The sequence below is a fragment of the Paenibacillus paeoniae genome (assembly GCF_003388735.1).
Lineage (GTDB): Bacteria > Bacillota > Bacilli > Paenibacillales > Paenibacillaceae > Pristimantibacillus > Pristimantibacillus paeoniae.
This window is the reverse complement of record NZ_QUBQ01000008.1, coordinates 82,190-101,002: the sequence shown is the minus strand read 5'-3', so window position 1 is coordinate 101,002 and position 18,813 is coordinate 82,190. Positions and strand designations below refer to the sequence as shown.

15 protein-coding genes are annotated in these 18,813 nt (G+C 48.1%); 3 read left to right on the top strand and 12 right to left on the bottom strand.

Annotation, left to right across the window (positions count from 1 at the left end; genetic code table 11):
• Positions 1–53: 53 nt before the first annotated feature.
• From DX130_RS24835 to DX130_RS24810, 6 genes are all read right to left on the bottom strand, one after another.
• On the bottom strand, positions 54–1,883 hold the full coding sequence (locus tag DX130_RS24835; protein ID WP_116050044.1) for a cache domain-containing sensor histidine kinase: 1,830 nt from the start codon (positions 1,881–1,883) through the stop codon (positions 54–56).
• Positions 1,884–1,898: 15 nt separating this feature from the next.
• Complete coding sequence (locus tag DX130_RS24830; protein ID WP_116049964.1) at positions 1,899–3,473, bottom strand: response regulator; 1,575 nt, start codon at positions 3,471–3,473, stop codon at positions 1,899–1,901.
• A 42-nt stretch (positions 3,474–3,515) separates the two neighbouring features.
• Complete coding sequence (locus tag DX130_RS24825; protein WP_116049963.1) at positions 3,516–5,183, bottom strand: extracellular solute-binding protein; 1,668 nt, start codon at positions 5,181–5,183, stop codon at positions 3,516–3,518.
• A 164-nt stretch (positions 5,184–5,347) separates the two neighbouring features.
• Entirely contained in the window at positions 5,348–7,030 is a 1,683-nt protein-coding gene (locus DX130_RS24820; RefSeq protein WP_116049961.1) for an extracellular solute-binding protein, read from the bottom strand.
• A gap of 76 nt (positions 7,031–7,106) precedes the next feature.
• A complete protein-coding gene (locus DX130_RS24815; RefSeq protein WP_116049959.1) occupies positions 7,107–8,003 on the bottom strand; it encodes a carbohydrate ABC transporter permease in 897 nt (298 codons plus the stop codon).
• Between the two features lie 34 nt (positions 8,004–8,037).
• Entirely contained in the window at positions 8,038–9,018 is a 981-nt protein-coding gene (locus DX130_RS24810; RefSeq protein ID WP_116049958.1) for an ABC transporter permease, read from the bottom strand.
• Positions 9,019–9,396: 378 nt separating this feature from the next.
• Between DX130_RS24810 and DX130_RS24805 the strand changes: the two genes are divergently transcribed.
• Together DX130_RS24805 and DX130_RS24800 are read left to right on the top strand one after the other, a co-directional pair.
• Positions 9,397–9,657, top strand: coding sequence for a hypothetical protein (locus DX130_RS24805; RefSeq protein ID WP_116049956.1), 261 nt, complete (start codon positions 9,397–9,399; stop codon positions 9,655–9,657).
• Positions 9,654–10,043 carry a retropepsin-like aspartic protease gene (locus DX130_RS24800; RefSeq protein WP_116049955.1) on the top strand — a complete coding sequence of 130 codons (390 nt, stop codon included), beginning with the start codon at positions 9,654–9,656 and terminating at the stop codon, positions 10,041–10,043. Before DX130_RS24805 ends, DX130_RS24800 begins: the two co-directional genes overlap by 4 nt.
• A gap of 187 nt (positions 10,044–10,230) precedes the next feature.
• Here the strand turns inward: DX130_RS24800 and DX130_RS24795 are convergent, their stop codons facing one another.
• The 6 genes from DX130_RS24795 to DX130_RS24770 all read right to left on the bottom strand — a co-directional run bounded on the left by DX130_RS24795 (position 10,231) and on the right by DX130_RS24770 (position 17,563).
• Positions 10,231–10,455, bottom strand: coding sequence for a helix-turn-helix domain-containing protein (locus tag DX130_RS24795; RefSeq protein ID WP_006040330.1), 225 nt, complete (start codon positions 10,453–10,455; stop codon positions 10,231–10,233).
• Positions 10,456–10,584: 129 nt separating this feature from the next.
• Positions 10,585–11,265 carry a class D sortase gene (locus DX130_RS24790; RefSeq protein ID WP_116049953.1) on the bottom strand — a complete coding sequence of 227 codons (681 nt, stop codon included), beginning with the start codon at positions 11,263–11,265 and terminating at the stop codon, positions 10,585–10,587.
• Positions 11,262–11,723, bottom strand: coding sequence for a GtrA family protein (locus tag DX130_RS24785; RefSeq protein ID WP_165861453.1), 462 nt, complete (start codon positions 11,721–11,723; stop codon positions 11,262–11,264). Before DX130_RS24785 ends, DX130_RS24790 begins: the two co-directional genes overlap by 4 nt.
• Entirely contained in the window at positions 11,695–12,693 is a 999-nt protein-coding gene (locus DX130_RS24780; RefSeq protein WP_116049950.1) for a glycosyltransferase family 2 protein, read from the bottom strand. Before DX130_RS24780 ends, DX130_RS24785 begins: the two co-directional genes overlap by 29 nt.
• Positions 12,694–12,720: 27 nt before the next feature.
• Complete coding sequence (locus DX130_RS24775) at positions 12,721–16,521, bottom strand: phospholipid carrier-dependent glycosyltransferase (protein WP_240644696.1); 3,801 nt, start codon at positions 16,519–16,521, stop codon at positions 12,721–12,723.
• A gap of 298 nt (positions 16,522–16,819) precedes the next feature.
• Entirely contained in the window at positions 16,820–17,563 is a 744-nt protein-coding gene (locus tag DX130_RS24770; RefSeq protein ID WP_116049947.1) for a YhcN/YlaJ family sporulation lipoprotein, read from the bottom strand.
• A 169-nt stretch (positions 17,564–17,732) separates the two neighbouring features.
• Here DX130_RS24770 and DX130_RS24765 point away from each other — a divergent pair, with 169 nt between their 5' ends.
• Positions 17,733–18,761, top strand: coding sequence for a ketoacyl-ACP synthase III (locus tag DX130_RS24765; RefSeq protein WP_116049945.1), 1,029 nt, complete (start codon positions 17,733–17,735; stop codon positions 18,759–18,761).
• Positions 18,762–18,813 lie beyond the last annotated feature (52 nt).

Genomic DNA, 18,813 nt, shown 5'->3' with positions numbered 1-18,813 from the left:
AGGTCTTCAAGCACTGCCCTTCTTGTGTCCACTGAGTGATATACTGCGTAGCCTTACCCGCTTGCCTGATCGTCCTCCAGAAACAGCTTCCGCTTCCGGGCGGGGATACGAATATCAACCGAGGTGCCTGCGCCTCTTCGGCTGAAAATCGACACGCCATACTGCTCGCCATATTGAAGCTGAACGCGCTGATGTATATTGCGGATACCGAAGCCCGTCTCGCTGTCGTTGGAGAGACTCATAATTTCTGCGATCCGCTCTTGCCTCACGCCCATCCCGTCATCAATAACCCGATATAGGATATCATCGCCCTCCAGCTTGGCCACAATGCGAATATGAATGCGATCGCCGCTCCATGCGTGCTTCAATACATTTTCTACAAAAGGCTGCAGAATGAGCTTAATGGTCTCGTATTGCCACACGTTAACGTCAACATCGAATGTCGCTTCAAGTCTGCGTCCGTACTTGACCTTCTGAATGTCCAGATAGGCGTTAGCTTGCTCGACTTCGGAAGAAACGGGAATAAGCGTTTTGCCGGAATTAAGCGTCAGCCGGTAAAACTTCGCCAGTTGCACCACCATCTTCTGAAGCTTCTCGTTCTCGCCGAATTTGGCCAGTCGGTTAATAGACGAAAGCGTATTGTACAGAAAATGCGGATTGATCTGCGTCTGCAGCATCTCAAGCTCCGCTTCCTTCTTCTGCAGCTGAGTCAAGTACACCTTGTTGATCAGCGCTTCCACATCTTCGCCCATACCGTTCAGCGCCGTTGCGATTTGCGAAAACTCATCCCTTCCCCGATAAGAGATCCGCTTGTGCAAGTCTCCCTCACGAAACGCATTCAGCACAGAGACGAACTTTGTAATTCGCTTGGAGAAGTACCGCGACATGAATATGCCGGTAAATGTGAATAAGACGAAACAAAGCAGACATATCAAGAGGATATAGGTCTGCACGCGCTCAGCCTCTTGCTTAATAATGGTCAGCGGCACATAAGCGACTATTGTCCACTCCTGCAGGGGCATATACTCCTCAAGCGTCAGAAATTCGCCCGGCGGGTGAGACTCCGCCATCGAAGCCAGCGTAATCGGCGCTCGCCCACTGGATGCCCTTGCTTCGTCCAATTGTTCGTCGGAGGCATAAATAATTTCCCCCGTCTTGTCCTTCACAAGCAAGACGGCACCGTCTCCCAGGTTGCGGAAATATACACTTTCGAACAGTTCGTCGATTAAGACGCTGAACCTCATCATGCCAATTTCTTTCACATTCGTAGGAATAGACAAATCCACAATTCGGCGAATCATCGAGATTCGATTGCTTAATCTATCATCCTCGACTTGCTCCCAAACCATCGTGACGCCATATTCCTCTTCCGGGAATAGAAAATACCAAGGCGTATTCGAAATACGCCGATGCTTCAGCATGTTGATTACCTTTTCATTGGATTGCGTATCGTGCTGATCATAGATATTGTACACTTCGTCAATAGTGTCATTTTTAAAGTAAATGAACATCCTTAAATTCATACCGATGGACTTGGACGCGCTATCGAGCTTAGGCAGCAGCGTCTGTTCATGTCTGAGATGCTTCTCCCTGCTGTCCTCCGGTATAAGCTTGAGGCTTTCCACAAATTTATCGTCCTCGTAAAGGGTGGAAGAAATTCGGATCATATCATCCGTTTTGTAGGCGACATTGTCCCTGATTTGCACCAACGTGTTTTTAATATTATCGCTGGTTTGCTTCCGCATCGATGCATCGTACATGGAGTGGGAGACATAACCATTCACTGTGATCAGAATAATGATAAATACAAGGTACGAGAGCATAAGCTTATAGCCGATTGGCATATAACCCAAGCGTCTTCGTTTCTCCCAGGCCGATTTCATCTTTCCCTCCATAGGCTATTGTTCTCTTTTGCGGTATTCTAGCGGCGTCATGCCAAACTTCTCTTTGAATTGCCTGCTGAAATACGGCAAGTAGCGATAGCCAACCTGATCGGCAATCTCATAGATTTTCATGCCAGGCATTTTGAGCAGCTCGCAAGCCCGTTCCATGCGCAGCTGGACCAATAATTCATTAAAGGTATGCCCCGACTTCTCTTTAATCAGAAATCCTAAGTAGCTAGGGGAGAATGAGAAATGCTGTGCGATATCCTTTAGCGTAATATTTTCGCTCATCCGCTCTTTGATCGTCTTCATCACATTGCGAATAAACTTACTGTCCTTTGTGCTGTTCTTCTGATGCAGCTTCTCCGATATTTCAAAAACGCGATAGAGCAGCCATCTGCGGATATCATTAACCGTCTCGAACTGCAGCAATATATCGAGATTGCGGATATCAATGCCAAGCAGCTCGAACAAATCCTCGTTCATCGCGCTCAAGTGCTGATCCAGCTTCCAAATAATATAGTTGGTCAGATTATGAACGGTGAACTTGGAACGCAGGCTTGTCAACGATCGGAATAACGCTTCAAATTCGTCATAAATTTGCACAAGCTCATACTCTTTAACCGCTTTCATCATTGCATTCATATGATTGTCCAGCATGCGGGAATCCAACATGCCCGGCTCCGTGCTTACTTCCTCGAAATTAATAATGCCGCCTTTTCCGAGAAACATTTTCCCTTCAACCGCCTGAATGGCTTGCCCATATGAATTATGAAGCCTATCCAGCGAATGTACAGGCGCCCCGAGACCGGTCGTTATCGTAACGGTCAATCTGCGCTGCGCCCGATCCAGCAGCTTATCAATTCTATCTTCAATGCTATCTGCCTCCAGCAGCAGAGCGAACCGCTGGGAATTCAGCTTACAGTAAGGAATAGTTCCTCCTGCGCTTACCGCTTCATGCAGCTGCTTCATGAACACTCTGGACACTTCCAGCCGTGATGAGGCGTTGTCTTCCGTTCGAGAGAGCAGATCCAGCTCCATCACCGCTACCCGAACGGGCCACTTCAGTCGGTGAAGTTCATGAGACTTCATCAACTTCGCCATAAACTCGCGATCCGAAGGATCTTCCCCTTCGAAGAGACGCAGAAGCAGATCGCTTTTGGCAATAGGAATCATATCCTGGTAGGCTTCCTCGACCTCCCGATGCTTCAGCTCCTCGTCCAAGTCGCGCTTCACCTTCATAAGCGAAGCAATCAGTTCATTATCGTCCATCGGCTTTAGAACGTAATTGTAAGCCTTCAGTGAGAGGGCTTGCTGCACAAAACTAAACTCCTGAAATCCGCTCACAAAGATAATCCGTATATTGGGCTTCCTCTGCAGCGCAATCCGAGCCAGCTCAAGCCCTGACATATAGGGCATATTCACATCACTTACGAGTATATCAATGACATGCTGATCCAGCACCTCGCAGGCGGACAGTGCATTGTTCACAGAGCCCTTGACTTCCATCCCCAGCTCGGTCCAAGGAATAAATTGCTTCATCCCTTCCAAATCCAGTTCTTCATCATCTACCAACAGCACGTTGTACATCGTCTCTTCCCCCCATGAAGCATCAATGATGAATGTAAGCTGCTATTTGTTATTCAGAACTTTCACATTGTCTTGCCATCTCGTCGTGATGTCATTTAAATATTGCTGAAACCCCGCCTCCATGGAAGCACGATGCGCATCATCCAGTATGGACAGCACTTCCTCGTCGGATTTGCCAAATAGAGCGTCCCTGCGCGCATCGAGCCATATCTCTCTTAAATAGCTCATAATTTGGCCTTCCTCCGAGTTTGGGGCCGGCTGCACATTAATGAATTCCGTCGCGTCTCCTTGCGATTTCCAGGTAATTTTCTGCTGCCAATAGGTCGACCAATTCTGCTGCTCTTCCGGCAGCGTCTGCTCAAACTCGCTTTTTGTTTTATCGAGGTACACCGTATTGCCTACCCATATGAGATCGCCGGAGATGGCTTGAATTTCCGCCAAGCCTTTCGGATCAGTTCCGTATCTGGCTGTAAAATTAGGCGTAATTCCGTCATCCAAAAATCCGTTCCAATAGCCCGCAGGTCCTGGCGGTCCCCACATCTGGACGGCCGAGCCCTCCGGACCCGTCATCCAATCCAGCATAGCGAATATCGCTTCCGGATTTCTTGCGCTAGTCGTAATGGACGCAACATTCCAGCCCAGGATGTTGTAGGTGCCAGGATAAATCTTGGTGCGGTCTAAGCCTTGCTTATAGATCGGCTCGATGAACATATAACCATCGTCCGGATTAACCTTGCGCAGCTCCGCATCGCCCACCATTGCATTGATCATCGGATTTGCGCTGGCATAGACAGCCACTCTTCCTAGCATCAGCTTTTCGGCAATTTGATCCTCTGTCTGCGTCATCGCATCCGTCGGTATCAATCCCTCGCGCATCAGCCTGGCCACGTATACAGCCGACTCGCGGAACGCTTCATCCTTGTAGATAGACGACATCCGGTCGCCTTCCGTTACAGCATACAATCTGGTAAAACCTAAATTTTCTTCTTTAAACGCCGAAAAAAGCTGATCGATGCCATGCCCTTCCTTGGTCTGCCCTGTCTCGAATGGAATGACATTCGGATAACTTTCCTTCACCATTTGCAGATAATGATACAGATCCTCCGTCGTTTCAAGCGGCGGGAATCCTAACTCCCGGTATATCTTTTTGTTAATGACATATCCCGAATTGCCATAGGGTCTGTTCGTATAGTAGTTGGGAAAATAATAGATGTGACCGTCCGAGGAACGAAGTAATTCCAATATTTTGTCTCCTGCCCAATGCTTCAGGTTCGGATACTTATCGATATAAGCATCGAGCGGCACCAGCAAGCCCGCTTCCCTCATCTGCTCCAGATCGGAGCCGCGATCACCCCATACAATATTGGGCAAATGATTGCCGGCAATCATTTTCTGCAGCTTCTGCCTTGCCTTTCCATCTGAACTAATAGGAGTGACATGAATGTTGAACTGATCCCTGATCCACTTCGATGCAGGGTCCGAGCCCCATGAAGGCATGGAATAATAGCTATAGTGAGCGTAAAACGAGATATCCAGCCGCTCACTCCCCAAGACGTACAAGCCATTTTCATACAGCCCGCCTTCTTGGGTCGTATGTTCTTCTACCTCTTGTTCTCTTACCGTGCTTCCGGCATTGCTGCAGCCCCAGATCAAACTTAATGTCAGAACTGTAAGCAGAAGTCGCATGAACATTTCTCTCTTCTTGTTCACTGACCTTGCGCCCCCTTGAAAGAATGGTAAATTCGACTGTTAATAGTCTAATGATACCAAAAACACCACTAACATTATATAGAAAAGATCAATATAACAGAATGCACAGACATCCCAACGGGTTCTGACAAACCTGTTGGGATGCTTGATCTTGCTATGCGGGACTAGCTGAGTCCAAGAATTTTACGCTTTTCTTGCCACTGAGCCGTACGCCATTCCAGCAGCTTGTTGTAGCCCAGCGATTGGGCATCCGCCTCAGCCTTGTCGAGAATACGGTCTACATCCTCTGGGCTCTTCGCTTGCGAGGAGTCGGCAAATACTTGCAGGAACATATCGGCCAACAACTGCTGGATACCAGCCTCTTCCGATTCGGCCCTTGGAGTCAGGTTTCTGAACTCGGTTGTATCGATACCCGTTGGCCAGGTCACTTCGCGCTGGTATCGAGCTTGCCAGTTTTGTTGGTCTACTGGCTGGGACAATTCATATTTGTTCTTGGCAGGGTCAATGTATGCGGAATTGCCTACGATCATGACCGGCAAATTGTCCGTTTGAAGCTGGGCCACTTCTTCTTTGTTATACTGATCTGTGAAGTTTGGAAATCCCTCATTGTCAAATCCATTCCAGTTTTTCCCCTCCGGACCGAAGAACTGAAGATTCATCCCCTCAGGACCTGTATACCAATCCAGGAATGCGAAAATCTTTTCGGGGTCTTTGGCATTTTTAGTAATGACCGCTACGTTCCAGCCAAGCTTGTCATAACCGCCTGGATGAATTTTGTTCTTGTCCAGTCCTTCTTTGTGGAATGGCCAGATCACGAAGTAACCGTCTTCCGGATGAGTGCTCGTAATTTGAAGATGAGCTTGATTGGCCTTGTTTGTAACGTCTGCGCTGCCATAGACTGCGACGCGGTTATTCACCAGCTTCTCCGTAATTAGATCGTCTGATTGGGTGAATGCGTCTTGTGTCATCAATTTTTCAGTATACAATTTAGAAACGAATTTTTGCGACTCACGGAAAGCAGGATCTGTAAAAATCGATGTCAGCTTGTCGCCATTAGGTACAGCGAGGAGCTGGCTGCCCAAGGAATCATATAGAGCGCCTTCTTTGAATGCCGTATACAGCAGAGCTACGCCTTGGCCATCTTGCGCCCGACCAGGCTCATACGGCACAACCTCAGAGCCGTACTTCTCTTTCACTTTTACCAGATAGTCATATAGTTCGTCTGTCGTCTCCAGCTTCGGCTCGCCAAGCTCTCTGTATATTTTTTTGTTGACTGCATAGCCAGCCGTATTGGTCGACTGATTGGTATACCAGTTCGGGAACTTATACAGCTTTCCGTCCTTGGAGCGAAGAAGATCAATTCTTTCTTCACCGAGCCATTTCTTCAAATTCGGATATTTATCCAAGTAATCATCGAAAGCGACAAGCTGGCCGTTCCCTTCCATACGATCCATATCCGGATGGAATCGGTTCATCCAGATGACATCAGGCAAAGTACCGCCGGTCATCATCGTCGTCATCATTTCATCATTGCTGCCATTCGCCTGAATCGCTTTGATGTTGAGCCCTTTGTTTTCTTTCAACCATTTGGTTGCCGGGTAATCGTCCATCCCCAAGTAATTGGTCCAACCATAATGGAAGAACAATGAAAATTCCAGTGGTTCCGATCCGAATTCCCATGCTGCATTTGCCCCCGGAGAATCTGTTTCAGTGCCCGTCTGATTGGTTGCCGCAGGTGAAGGCGATGGCTTGTTATTGCCCGGTTCGGACTTGCTGCAAGCTGCCAGTACCGTCGTCAGCAGCAGAACCGCTGAGACAACGAGCAGCAACGACTTTCTTTTCCTCATGGTTATTGCCCCTCTCATATTTATTGTCTATGTCCAAAGCGAAACTCGCCTTAAACCGTTAGGAAGAAATCGGATGCTATTCTTTCAATGAACCTATCAACACGCCTTTGACAAAGTATTTCTGCACGAATGGATACACAATAATGATAGGAAGTGTGACGACCATCATTGTTGCGCTTGTAAGCGACTTGGAGGTGAAGGTTCTGGCGCTATTGATTTTGGAGATCACATCATTGGGCAGTCCCGACAATTCAATAATGTTGGAGTTCAGCAGTCTTCGAAGTATCGTCTGTACGGGCAGCAGGTCCGGATTCGTAATGTAGATGCTCGGCACGAACCAGTCGTTCCAATGCGCGATAGCGGTGAACAGGCCAAGCGTAGCGATGACCGGACCTGATAACGGCAATATGATTCGGAAAAAGATTCCCCATGTGCTGCAGCCGTCCACTTGCGCAGATTCTTCCAGGCCAGCCGGCAACCCTTTGAAAAACGTTCGGAATATAATCATATTCCACACGCTAATCAAGCCAGGAATAATGAATACTAGAAAGTTGTCCATCAGCCCAAGCGAACGAATGAGCAAGAAGTTCGGGATCAATCCGCCGCCAAAGTACATAGTGAAGATAAAGAAAATCATGTAAAACTTGCGGCCCATCAAAAAGGATCGGGTCATGCCATAAGCCAAAATCGCCGTCATCAAGGTAGCGGATACCGTACCCACTATGGTTCGGTAGAAGGAAATCAGAAATCCATTGATCAACTTATTGTCCTGAAACACGACATCATAGTTATCCCAAGTGAAAACTCTTGGCCAGAACGTTATCCCGCCCCTTGATGTATCCATCCCTTCATTGAAAGAAACAACGAAAGCATTCCAGAACGGGTACAGGGCTGAGAAGGATAGCAGGATGAGAAACGCATAGATGAAGTACAGTAATAGCCGGTCGCCAAAACTGACTCGTTTTAACCGCATGGCCCGTCGACCTCCCGATCATTTATCAATTGCACTACCATAGGCTGCTGCCAGCTTTTCTCGCCAAATAATTGGCCATCGTCAGCAAGCCGACACTAATTACGGCTTTGAACAACCCGATGGCAACCGCAAATGAATAGCGTTGATTCTGCAACCCAATTCGATAGACATATACATCAAGGACATCGGACACAGGTCTCAGAATCGGATTGGAGGCCAAAATGAGGATATCCTCAAAGCCAGCATTCAGCAGGCTGCCCATCGCCAGTATCATAAAGATGATAATGACCGGCATAATGCTTGGTATGGTAATGTGGAAAATTTGCTTCAGCTTGCTCGCCCCATCAATTTCCGCTGCCTCGTACATATGAGGATCGACTCCGGCAATAGCGGCCAGATAGACGATGGAAGCGAAGCCGATCTCCTTCCATACATTTGTGGAGATGAGGATGGTCCAGAAATACTCCTTTAAGGAAAGGAAGTTGATTGGTTCATCAATAGCGCCTATTCCTTTCAACAGGATGTTGACGCTGCCATTGTCAGTAGACAACAGAGACATCACCAGACCGCCTACAATGACCCATGACATAAAGTGCGGCAAATAGGTAATCGTTTGTACAATTCGTTTAAATACCATGTGGCGGACTTCATTCAACATGAGCGCCAGCACGATGGGAGCCGGAAAACCAATAAAAAACTTCAGTAAACTGATCACAATCGTGTTCCGCATAATCTGATCAAAGTTAGGAGCGTTGAAAAACGCTTCAAAGTGTTTGAATCCGACCCAAGGGTTCTCGAATATCCGATGCGCGGTGAACACGTTGTAATCCATAAATGCAGTCAGAACGCCGTACATCGGTATATAGGAGAATACGAAAACCAACAATATCCCCGGAAAAACCATAAGCTGAACGTCGATCTGCTTCCAAAAGCGGCGAAAGGGATTGGTTTTTTTCAGCGATTTCAGCCCTGGCGAAGATGAAGGGTGCGGCTTGTTCGTCGTTGTTCCCGACATGGTATCCTCCTCTGGAATGTAGTAGTGGAAGGCGATTGCTTCCTTCCGGCTTATGTACATTCTACTGCTGGCCTGCGAACGAAACGATATAAGAGGAACGCGATTTTTTACACTACAGAAGTTACTTTTTTTGCGGAATTTGATACAAAAACAAGGTCGATTGTCGTAAAATATGGAAACTGTTAGAAAGACAAGATGAGAGGTAGCGGATAGTTATCAAAGTCATAAAAACGATTAAACTTGTATGGAAATACTCAAAAAGACGGCATGTGGATATGCCGTCCTAAAGAGTCTTATAGAGCTGAGTGTGCTAGCTTCCGTCTAATTTGGACAACTATGCTATAATAGAAGTACTACATTCCAAATGAGGTGAGGCTAATGAAATGGGAAGAAATTACTGAACTGCATCCAAGCCGTTTTGTTCTAGTAGAGGCGATTAAAGCAAGCTCAAGTAACCGTATACGTCAATTGGAGGACATGTCAGTTATTCAGGATTATGAAAATCCTCAAGAAGCATGGAGCGGTTACAAACATTTTCATAAGATGCATCCAACACGCGAACTCTATGTATTTCATACCAGCCGAAGTGATGTAGAAGTAGTCGAAGAATTTTTTTCTGGCGTTCGGCAACGCACATGAACATACATCTCCAACATGGTTTACCTATCGTCTCTTTGACATTAACTCACTATAATCAATCGATTATATTACCAAACGTCCTGTTCGATACGGGCTGTGCCGCAACTGTATTTGATACCGATGTACTCTCCAGGATCGGTATTTACATAGATTTTATAAACGGAACAGCAAAACGAATGTATGGGGTAGGCGGGACAAGTGAAATTTGCTATGAACAGATGCTCCCTACGCTTCAAATCGAACATTTTGTATTAAATGATTTTCCGATTCAGCTGGGTTCTATACAAGAACCTTACGGTTTTGACGGCATACTGGGCGTTGACTTTATGATAAAAACGAAATGTAAAATCGACTTTGGTACCATGCAAATTCATTATGGGTATTAACTTTCAATTATTGTTCTCTTACTAATCTCCTTTTCCACACTTCAGCAACCTCATAACCATCCTCATATCATTTCAAACACGCAAAAAAAAGACAACATATCGCTATGCTGTCTTCAAAACAATCATATAGTTAGCATGTAGAAAGGGCAAAAGCCCTGACAAACGAGAATGGAGAGACCTGGCTATGTTAAATTTGTAACTCCCCAAGCTTAATCAGCTCGACAACCGCTTGCGAACGACCTTTGACATTCAATTTCTGCATAACATTCGAAATATGATTGCGGACGGTTTTCTCGCTGATGAATAATTGCTGCGCAATGTCTCGTGTCGTTTTGTCCTGCACCAACAGCTCGAATACCTCTCGTTCACGATGTGTCAATAAAAACTTGCTCTTATGGTCGCTTCCCTTCAAGATTTGTCACCCCTCCTTGCTCGGGTTTTTATGGTATAACAAGGGCAAGGGATACAGTCAACTTATCATATGAAGGGGGGATAGCGATGGTGCTGTATAGGAGTAAAATGGGCGCGTTAGAACTTCGGCTTATGCCATCTCAGCATGAACAATGAGCCGGTGAGTCGGATCGACAACGGGATCGCAAGTGATTAACGTCAGTCTTCGGTCTGTCTTATTGTAATTGAGGACAGATACATCGGTAGGCACCACAATAGACGTGCCTGTCACCACATAGGTATACGTCTCGCCTTTTGTCTCGACCACGATCTTGTCGCCTTTCTTCACCTCATTCAGACGATTGAACAGCTTGCCCTTCGCTCTCATGCGGTGCGCAGCAATTGCCGCATTGCCGACTTCTCCGATTGGGGCCGTCTCTGTCAAATGTGCGGCGGCGTATTTCATGTTTTTTTGCGTGGCGCCCTCCAGTACGGGCAGGTTCACCTTAATGCTCGGAATCCGTATCGTAGCAATGGCATTCAGCTTCGGTGGCTCCTTGGAAGGTTCCGGCGTGTCCGTTGGCTCCTCCGTCTCCACCGCATCTGGTGTTGCGCTGGCGTTGTCCTCATCAGACTCCGCTTCGGCAAACAAAGCCGAAAGACGGTCGTACTGATCGATAGCTTCCTGCAGCGCCTCCTCGTCATCCGCACTCTCTTCCCACTGCGCCATCAGCTTCTCCTGCTGCCTGTCATCGAGCCATGCGCTAGCCCGGGGATATACAATAATAAGCAGACCGATAATAATGAGTCCATAAGATAGCAGTCTCTTCATGACATGCCTCCTCTCTCCACCGGCTTGCGGCCGGCAAACACCCACTTCTTGCTTCCGTAGAAGTTCAACGCCACAATAAGCACGGTTACAATGGCCTTCCCGGCCAGCTCATGCAACCCGATCCATTCCGTTGCAAACACAAGCAGCAGCAAGGATACAGCCAGCATGCATAAATTCCAAAGAAGGAACCTAAGCATTCGGCTCACCCCTCCACGCTTGTCGCTAGCCGCCGTTTCGTTTCGAAAAGTAAATATACTGTTCATCATATAACTATTCAACATGCCTGCCGCGTAAGCCGCTATCTGTGCAATTGAATAATGCGTATGCACAACAATCAGCAGCGTGAACACCGCCATATCGATAAGTGTGTTTAGTCCGCCGATTATGCTGAACGTAAGAAATTGCTTAATGGAACGATTTCCGGCTCGATCAGACATACTGCTTGGCACGTTCCGCATCGGCTTTGACCCTTGCTTCTTCTGATGCTTGCTCCGAGTATCCCTCGACTTCCCTAACAATATAAAGCGGGCGGTTCTTGGATTCATCGTAGATACGACCAATGTACTCCCCAATCACGCCGAGCAAGAGCAAGATAATGCCGTTGAATAGCAAGTTGAGAGCAACGATTGTTGTCCATCCCGTCTCTGTCGTATCGGTGAACAAGCGCTGGTACAGCACAACTAGCAAATAGATGAAGCTCCCTAGCGACAGGAAAAAACCGAGATAGGTAGCAATTTTCAGCGGCTTGTAGGAGAAGCTTGTAATACCGTCCAGTGCAAAGCTGATCATTTTTTTCAGCGGATATTTTGTTTCTCCCGCGAACCGCTCCTCGCGCACATATTCGACGCTTGTCTGCTTGAAACCGATCCAACTGATCAAGCCCCGGACAAAGCGGTTTTTCTCCTTCAAGCCGCGCAGCACGTCGCATACTTTGCGGTCGATAAGTCTGAAGTCTCCCGTATCCAGCGGAATGTCCACATTGGTCATGCTGCGCAGGAGCCTGTAGAAGGCAAGCGCGGTCAGCTTCTTGAACAGCGTCTCCCCTTTACGCTTCAGCCTGCGGCCGTACACCACCTCATAGCCATCCTTCCACTTTGCGATCATGTCCAGAATCACTTCAGGCGGGTCCTGCAGGTCCGCATCGATAACAACAACCGCATCGCCCTTCGCATAGTCCATGCCGGCCGTAATCGCGATTTGATGACCGAAGTTTCGAGAGAAATCAATCAACCTTACGTTCTGGTCGTTCGCGCTGAACGATTTCACCAGCTCTACGGAGCGATCCTTGCTCCCGTCGTTAACGAAGATCAGCTCGTATCTCCCGTCCGCACGGTCCATCACTTCCTTCAGCCTGCCGTACGTATGCTCGATCACTTCTTCTTCGTTATACATTGGCACAATAACGCTATACTTGACCTTGTTCTCCATGACGATGCTCCTCATCTAATCTCCATATTAAAATACCCAGCTAGGGAACCAGCGCAACAAATCAATATACCAGATCGGTACTGTCAATCCGGATAGCGCAGGGTAGTACAGAACAAACAATATAGCAGCGGCAATCACAAATCCGTTCCGAATCTTCTTGATTCTCGGGTTGCGCTCCTCCGCCAATTGAAATAAGTAAACGATACTTAAAATGACGAACGGCACCATAGCGAAATAATGATACAGGAACGTCTCACGCGGTACGAGCATCCACGGTACATATTGTGCCAGGAAGGCGATCCATAACATATAGACGTGCTTGTCGCGGCGTTTGATGCTAATCCACATCGTCGCCAGCATCGCCGCAATGCCCGTCCACCAAATCAGCGGATTGCCCATTGCCACGATCGTCGACTTCATTCCCGCCGCCAGCTCGCCGCCAGAATAATACCAGACCGGACGCTTCATGAACGGCCACTCCCACCAAGAGGAGGAGAAAGGATGCGACGACACCAGATGGCTGTGATAGCTGTACATATGCACTTGGTAATCGATCAGCGACTTAAGCGTGTATCCCTCGCTCATAACCGTTAACACCGGAATGTAAGAGAGAGCGTAGATACCGGCAGGAATCGCGATATAGAAGATCAGACAAGCAGCCAGCGTCCAGATTGTATAGACTGGAAATACGGATACGATCCGCCCCAACGCATCTGAATCCAACGTCGCAGCGGCATCATCCTTCCGTCGAAGCATGCGCTTCGCCGCCGCATATTCCTTGTACCGATCCCACAGTGATAGGCCCAGCATAACGGCCAGACCTGCTCCACCGTAGAGAACGATCCATTTCGACGCAACGCCAAGCCCGAAGAACAAGCCAGCGAGACCGAGCGGCACCATCGTCGCAAGCAACTTAGTTCTATAGAAGCTCAGTGCCATATATTTGTTCATAAAGTGGAACATCAGCATGATAAAGAAAACACCATATACATCAATCGTCGAAATTCTCGTCTGCGTGAAGTGCATAAAGTCCACGGCTAGCAAACCCGCTGCAAGAGCAGCGTACGCTGTTCGACCGAACAGCCGCTTGGCCGTCATATAGATAATAGGAACCATCGCGACCCCGATTAGTGTCCCTGCGATGCGCCATCCGAACGGATTGAGGCCGAACAGCTTGATGCCAAGCGCAATGATGATTTTGCCAAGCGGTGGATGGGTATTCTCATAAGCGACGATGCCTTCCAGATTCTCATAGGCCGTTCTAGCATGATAAATCTCGTCGAAATAGCTGCCCTTCATATAATTATGCCCATATATCATCAAGTCTTGCTCATCGAATAGTTGAGCTACATTGCCTCTCCTAGGCTCTCCTGCTTGTTCGTCATGAATCGAGGCGATCTCAAGCGGCACTTTGCTTCCCGCTTCATAAATGCCCATCTCGTGCAGGGAAAACCCCGTTGTCGTAGCGGTCAGCTTCACATAGCGTGCAGTCAGATCAACGGTCTGACTGCGCCATGCGAACACCGCCACATGGTTATTGTCCACCTCAATCGGACTCGTCCACTCATCCGGCTGAAGTCCGAACTCCAATCGGAACTTGCCTGTTCCGACGCCGCCAAAGGTCGTAACCCGCTCCAGATGCTTCTCCTCGCCCAGATCGATATAGAAGCTTTGTCCGCTGCTTGACGGCTGCCAAGGCGTCTCCGGCCCCTTCATAGAACCGAGACCGATGAGTGCGACTGCGGCATAAACAGCCGTCAATGCTCCTATCCAGATCCAATCCATGCGCGTCAGGAGCCGCTTATTCTTGTCACCCGTCACCCGCTCTTGTATCACACTCGTCAGTAGACGCTGATCCGCTTCCTTCTTATCTTCTGCCGTTACCGGAAGGAGCTCAAGCGTACGTCCCCGCTTGTAATGGTCATAGCCAACATAAAGCATATAGAGCAGCAAACCGATGTTGCTTATCGAAACCAGCAAAACAACACCATCCATAACGACATTTGTTGTCGTCTTGCTGTACTCCAGCACATAGCTCATATTGAAGAAATTCGTAACTGTAAATCCGTAGAATATATGCAGTATTCGGCGATCCCGCATTTGAATAAAGGCAAACAAGCTTAGCAGCAGAATCGGGAACATGTATCTTTCATGCATCTTTGTCACAAGGATGAACACGACAGCAATGAGCGTCATCGCGATGAAGAAGCTCCGGTCTTCGCCTTCCCGGCGCTTGCCTGCCAGGCTGAACCAGACGGCCAGAGCCACCGCAACTACTACAAAAAGAGTACCCCAGAGCTGATAGTTCAGGAACAGCCAGCTTTCCGTAAGCGGCTTCCAGTTGGCACCATTTAATGCATATACATTAAAGGCATTCAACGTCGCATAAGGATAAGAGGACAATGTCCCCTTATACAGCTCGTACAACGCCTTCAGTCCTCCGCTCGACCAGAAGAAAGGCAAGGCAAGCAGAATAAACGTGCCAAACCCGTAATAAGCAGTAACCGCAACGTTCTTCCATTTCTTGCGTGCCAGCAAGGCAAGCAGCAGCACTGGCATAAAGATGAAAGCTTGCGGCTTGATCAAGGCAGCAATCGCATACCAAACGGCTGCTTTGCCAAAGCGCTTCTCCGCAATCCCAAGCAGTGACAAGGAGAGAACGAGCGCAAACACCGAATCGACTTGCCCCCATGCGGCGGAGTCCAAAATGACGGCCGGATTGAACAGCCACAACATCGCCAGGCCCGTCGCCACAGGAGCGCCCAGCTTTCTGGCTGCGGCCCGGAAGATAACAACCGCCGCGCCCAAATCCGCCGCAATAGCTGGCAGCTTGTACAACAGCAACGCAGCAGCTTCGCCCGTTATGCCAAGCCAGCTTTTAATATGACCCAGGGCAAACAAGACGTATATGTAACCCGGAGGATAATCGACGAACATCTCTGTATGGTAGAAACCTGCCAGCCCTTCACGAACAGCCTGCTCCGACCAGAACATGAACAGGGCAATATCATTAGCGTATCCTTCATGACGAAGAGCCAGCACAATACGCATAGCCAAAGCCGCAGCAAAGGAAATCCACAGCAGAGTCGATACACTACTTCTACGCGGTTCTAGCAAATTCCGGTCACGGAATAGCTTGGTGGACACGAATGCGTACAATAGAGAGAAGAGTCCCGTATAAATCAACATCCCCAGAATAGACACCTTCTGCGGTCCATCCGATTCTTCGCCGACCGAAGCAGTCTGCTCCAACGAGAAGACCTCGACGCCGTCAGGCGCTTCTGATACCTTTTCGACCTTGAGATCATCGAACCAGGCCTTGCCTGTATGGAGACTTCCATAGCCTCCAAGACTTGCGCCAACCAGTATCTCCTTCTGATCCTTGCCCGTCTTTCCGTAAAATTCCAGATGTGCCCATGTCCCGTTCGTATCGCGGAATTCAGGATAATGCACCGCCACGCCCTCAACATACAGATGAGCGCCTGTCGCTTGATTGCCTACCCCCTCCGTCTTTACATAACCGGAGATCCGATACGTCGTTTTGGATTTCACTTTAACCTGTTGCAGCAGGCGTGCATGATTGTCCCCGCTGTTATGTATATACGCAGACTGTTTCCCTGAATAAAACACGTTCCGATCGATTCCGTATTGGGTTACGCCACTGTCGTCGATCCATGCTTCCGTCTTCCAACCATCCGGCATCTCGCTGGCTGCAGCTTCAAAATCACCGTTTATTAGCAAGTTTCCGGCTGCGTTCACTGCAATGCCTGGCACCAGCAAGAAGAGCAGGAGCATCATAGCGAGTATTCGGGAAAAGCCTTTGCTCATCTTTATCACGTTTCCTTTCCTTATCCATCCGTTGCCTATTATTATACAAACTCATAACCACTTTATCGAATGCATCTGGCAAGGTCAATGAAAATAACAAAAAATACATGCTTTTGGCCGCCTCTGGATACCAGCCTCGTACAGACTTCGGGCGCATGCTTGTATTCTTTTGCCATTGCCCTCAAGCCCGATTTGCCCAGTCGGGATGTATGAGCTGTAATCGACGGTTGTTTCCACACGCGCAAAAAAGCCGACCTGCCTATACGGCGGTCAGCCTTCATAACCATTAACTATGTTTTTAATCAAGGAGTCTGTATTTCTTCGACACGCTTGTTGTTTTCAACAAGTCCTTATTAGTCACTTGCGGCTTGACGACCGGGAATACACGCTCCACAAGTCCGTTAAACTCCATAATATAATTCTGAACAGGATATCCCAACTCATCGTCCTTCATGTAGGCGTCCATTCTGCCGACAAATTCAGGATTGGCGGACACATACACATGCACGACGTCCGGCCTCAGTTCTTTCACAGCACTTGTAATTTGTGCTTTCAGCTCTTCCGTCAGTTTATCTTCCCCCGTTGACAAGCTGCTCATGCGCTTGCCCCTTAGCCCGCCGTCTTTGCTGAACAGTCCAATATGCGTCCGACTTAATCCTTGAGCTTGCACATTCATGCTATTCCCATCCAAAGATACTGCAACATAGGCATTATCGTCAGCCAGCATGACGGAGGATGAGTGAATGGGTTTCATTTGGGTTAATTGATCAGCGATAGCCCGGCTCGCTTCAAGACGATAATTTTTATGAGATCCAACCAGATTATTGCTCCTTAATGGTCTGCCGTTCACGCGGTTGCGTTCATTCATACCATCGTCCGAAAAGCGCTTATCCTTAATTAAGGAACCGCTGGAATCGTATCTGATGGAATGTTTCCGAATGTTTTTGTTGCCCAAGTCGCCTTGATACTCCATCCCGCAGCCGCTTACTAAAGCAGTGAGCATTACGCCTGCCGTCAACGTCGTTATCATTTTTTTTCTCATTAGCCAACCTCCCGTTCCTGTAGTTACTTAGCCTGATTCAGACTCCACTATAGCGTTTGTCATTCAGTCTGCCGCTATTCGCCCGTTGACAATTGGCAATTCAGCGTTTATATTTTTAGTATCAAGTATTAGTATCTGGTACTAAATTATAGCGAAAGAGGTGTATCTAATGTTATCTTCCGTTCAAAATGAGGCAAAACCTACTCCGTCCTTGCTCTCCAATAGTACAATAACCGCTATTGGCTCTTACGTGCCGGCACGCAAGCTTACCAATAACGATCTCGCCGCTATGGTCGAAACAAACGATGAATGGATCGTTCAACGAACGGGTATCAAAGAGCGGCATGTAGCGGGCGAAAACGAATTTACATCCGACCTCATCGCTAAAGCCATCGATAATATGGTGGAACGATACGGCTCAGAGCTGAGCGACGTTGATTATATTGTTACAGCGACTTCTACGCCGGACACGATCTTCCCAAGCGTTGCCGCAATGATTCAGGCCAAATTCAACATCAAGCAATGCGGTTCCATTGATATTCAAGCCGCTTGCGCAGGCTTTACAGCGGCCCTGCAACTGGCGAACGGATTGCTGCTGTCAGGCATGTATCGAAAAGTGCTTGTTCTGGCTGCTGATGCCTTGACGAAAATTACAGATTATAACGATCGTACGACCTGCATCTTGTTCGGAGATGGAGCCGGAGCTGTATTGGTGGAACGTTCTTCGGATGGCATCGGGGCTATGCTGGGGGCATACTCCAATACAGAGGGAGATGGAGGCAAACATGTTTATTTGAGCAACTTGTCTCCAGCCATCGGGAATTTCGCCATTCAGACAAACGGAAAGCTTGTACAGAACGGTAGAGAGGTGTATCGTTGGGCCGTCAGCCGTGTTTCGGAAGGCATACGAGAATTACTTCAGCAATGCAATATGAAGCCGGAAGATATCGACTGGTTCGTCCCACATAATGCGAATCAACGAATTATAGACGCTTTATGCGAAAGAATTGGCTTTCGTGAAGATCAGGCGTTATCCAGCATTGCGAAGTATGGCAATACATCTGCCGCATCCATCCCACTTGCGCTAGACGATGCAGTACGAGACGGCCGAGTGAAGACCGGCCACATCCTTTTGCTTCATGGTTTCGGTGGCGGTCTGACTCAAGCTGGCGTCGTACTGCGTTGGAATTTGTCTTAAAGAATAGAGGATGGCCACGCCGTTATACTAACGTGACCATCCTCTATTTCTA

Excerpts from the sequence above, each read along its gene's own strand:
- DX130_RS24835 (WP_116050044.1), bottom strand. The coding sequence starts at position 1,883 with ATGAAATCGGCCTGGGAGAAACGAAGACGCTTGGGTTATATGCCAATC.
- DX130_RS24830 (WP_116049964.1), bottom strand. The coding sequence starts at position 3,473 with ATGTACAACGTGCTGTTGGTAGATGATGAAGAACTGGATTTGGAAGGG.
- DX130_RS24820 (WP_116049961.1), bottom strand. The coding sequence starts at position 7,030 with ATGAGGAAAAGAAAGTCGTTGCTGCTCGTTGTCTCAGCGGTTCTGCTG.
- DX130_RS24815 (WP_116049959.1), bottom strand. The coding sequence starts at position 8,003 with ATGCGGTTAAAACGAGTCAGTTTTGGCGACCGGCTATTACTGTACTTC.
- DX130_RS24810 (WP_116049958.1), bottom strand. The coding sequence starts at position 9,018 with ATGTCGGGAACAACGACGAACAAGCCGCACCCTTCATCTTCGCCAGGG.
- DX130_RS24805 (WP_116049956.1), top strand. The coding sequence starts at position 9,397 with ATGAAATGGGAAGAAATTACTGAACTGCATCCAAGCCGTTTTGTTCTA.
- DX130_RS24800 (WP_116049955.1), top strand. The coding sequence starts at position 9,654 with ATGAACATACATCTCCAACATGGTTTACCTATCGTCTCTTTGACATTA.
- DX130_RS24790 (WP_116049953.1), bottom strand. The coding sequence starts at position 11,265 with ATGAAGAGACTGCTATCTTATGGACTCATTATTATCGGTCTGCTTATT.
- DX130_RS24785 (WP_165861453.1), bottom strand. The coding sequence starts at position 11,723 with ATGCGGAACGTGCCAAGCAGTATGTCTGATCGAGCCGGAAATCGTTCC.
- DX130_RS24780 (WP_116049950.1), bottom strand. The coding sequence starts at position 12,693 with ATGGAGAACAAGGTCAAGTATAGCGTTATTGTGCCAATGTATAACGAA.
- DX130_RS24775 (WP_240644696.1), bottom strand. The coding sequence starts at position 16,521 with ATGAGCAAAGGCTTTTCCCGAATACTCGCTATGATGCTCCTGCTCTTC.
- DX130_RS24770 (WP_116049947.1), bottom strand. The coding sequence starts at position 17,563 with ATGAGAAAAAAAATGATAACGACGTTGACGGCAGGCGTAATGCTCACT.
- DX130_RS24765 (WP_116049945.1), top strand. The coding sequence starts at position 17,733 with ATGTTATCTTCCGTTCAAAATGAGGCAAAACCTACTCCGTCCTTGCTC.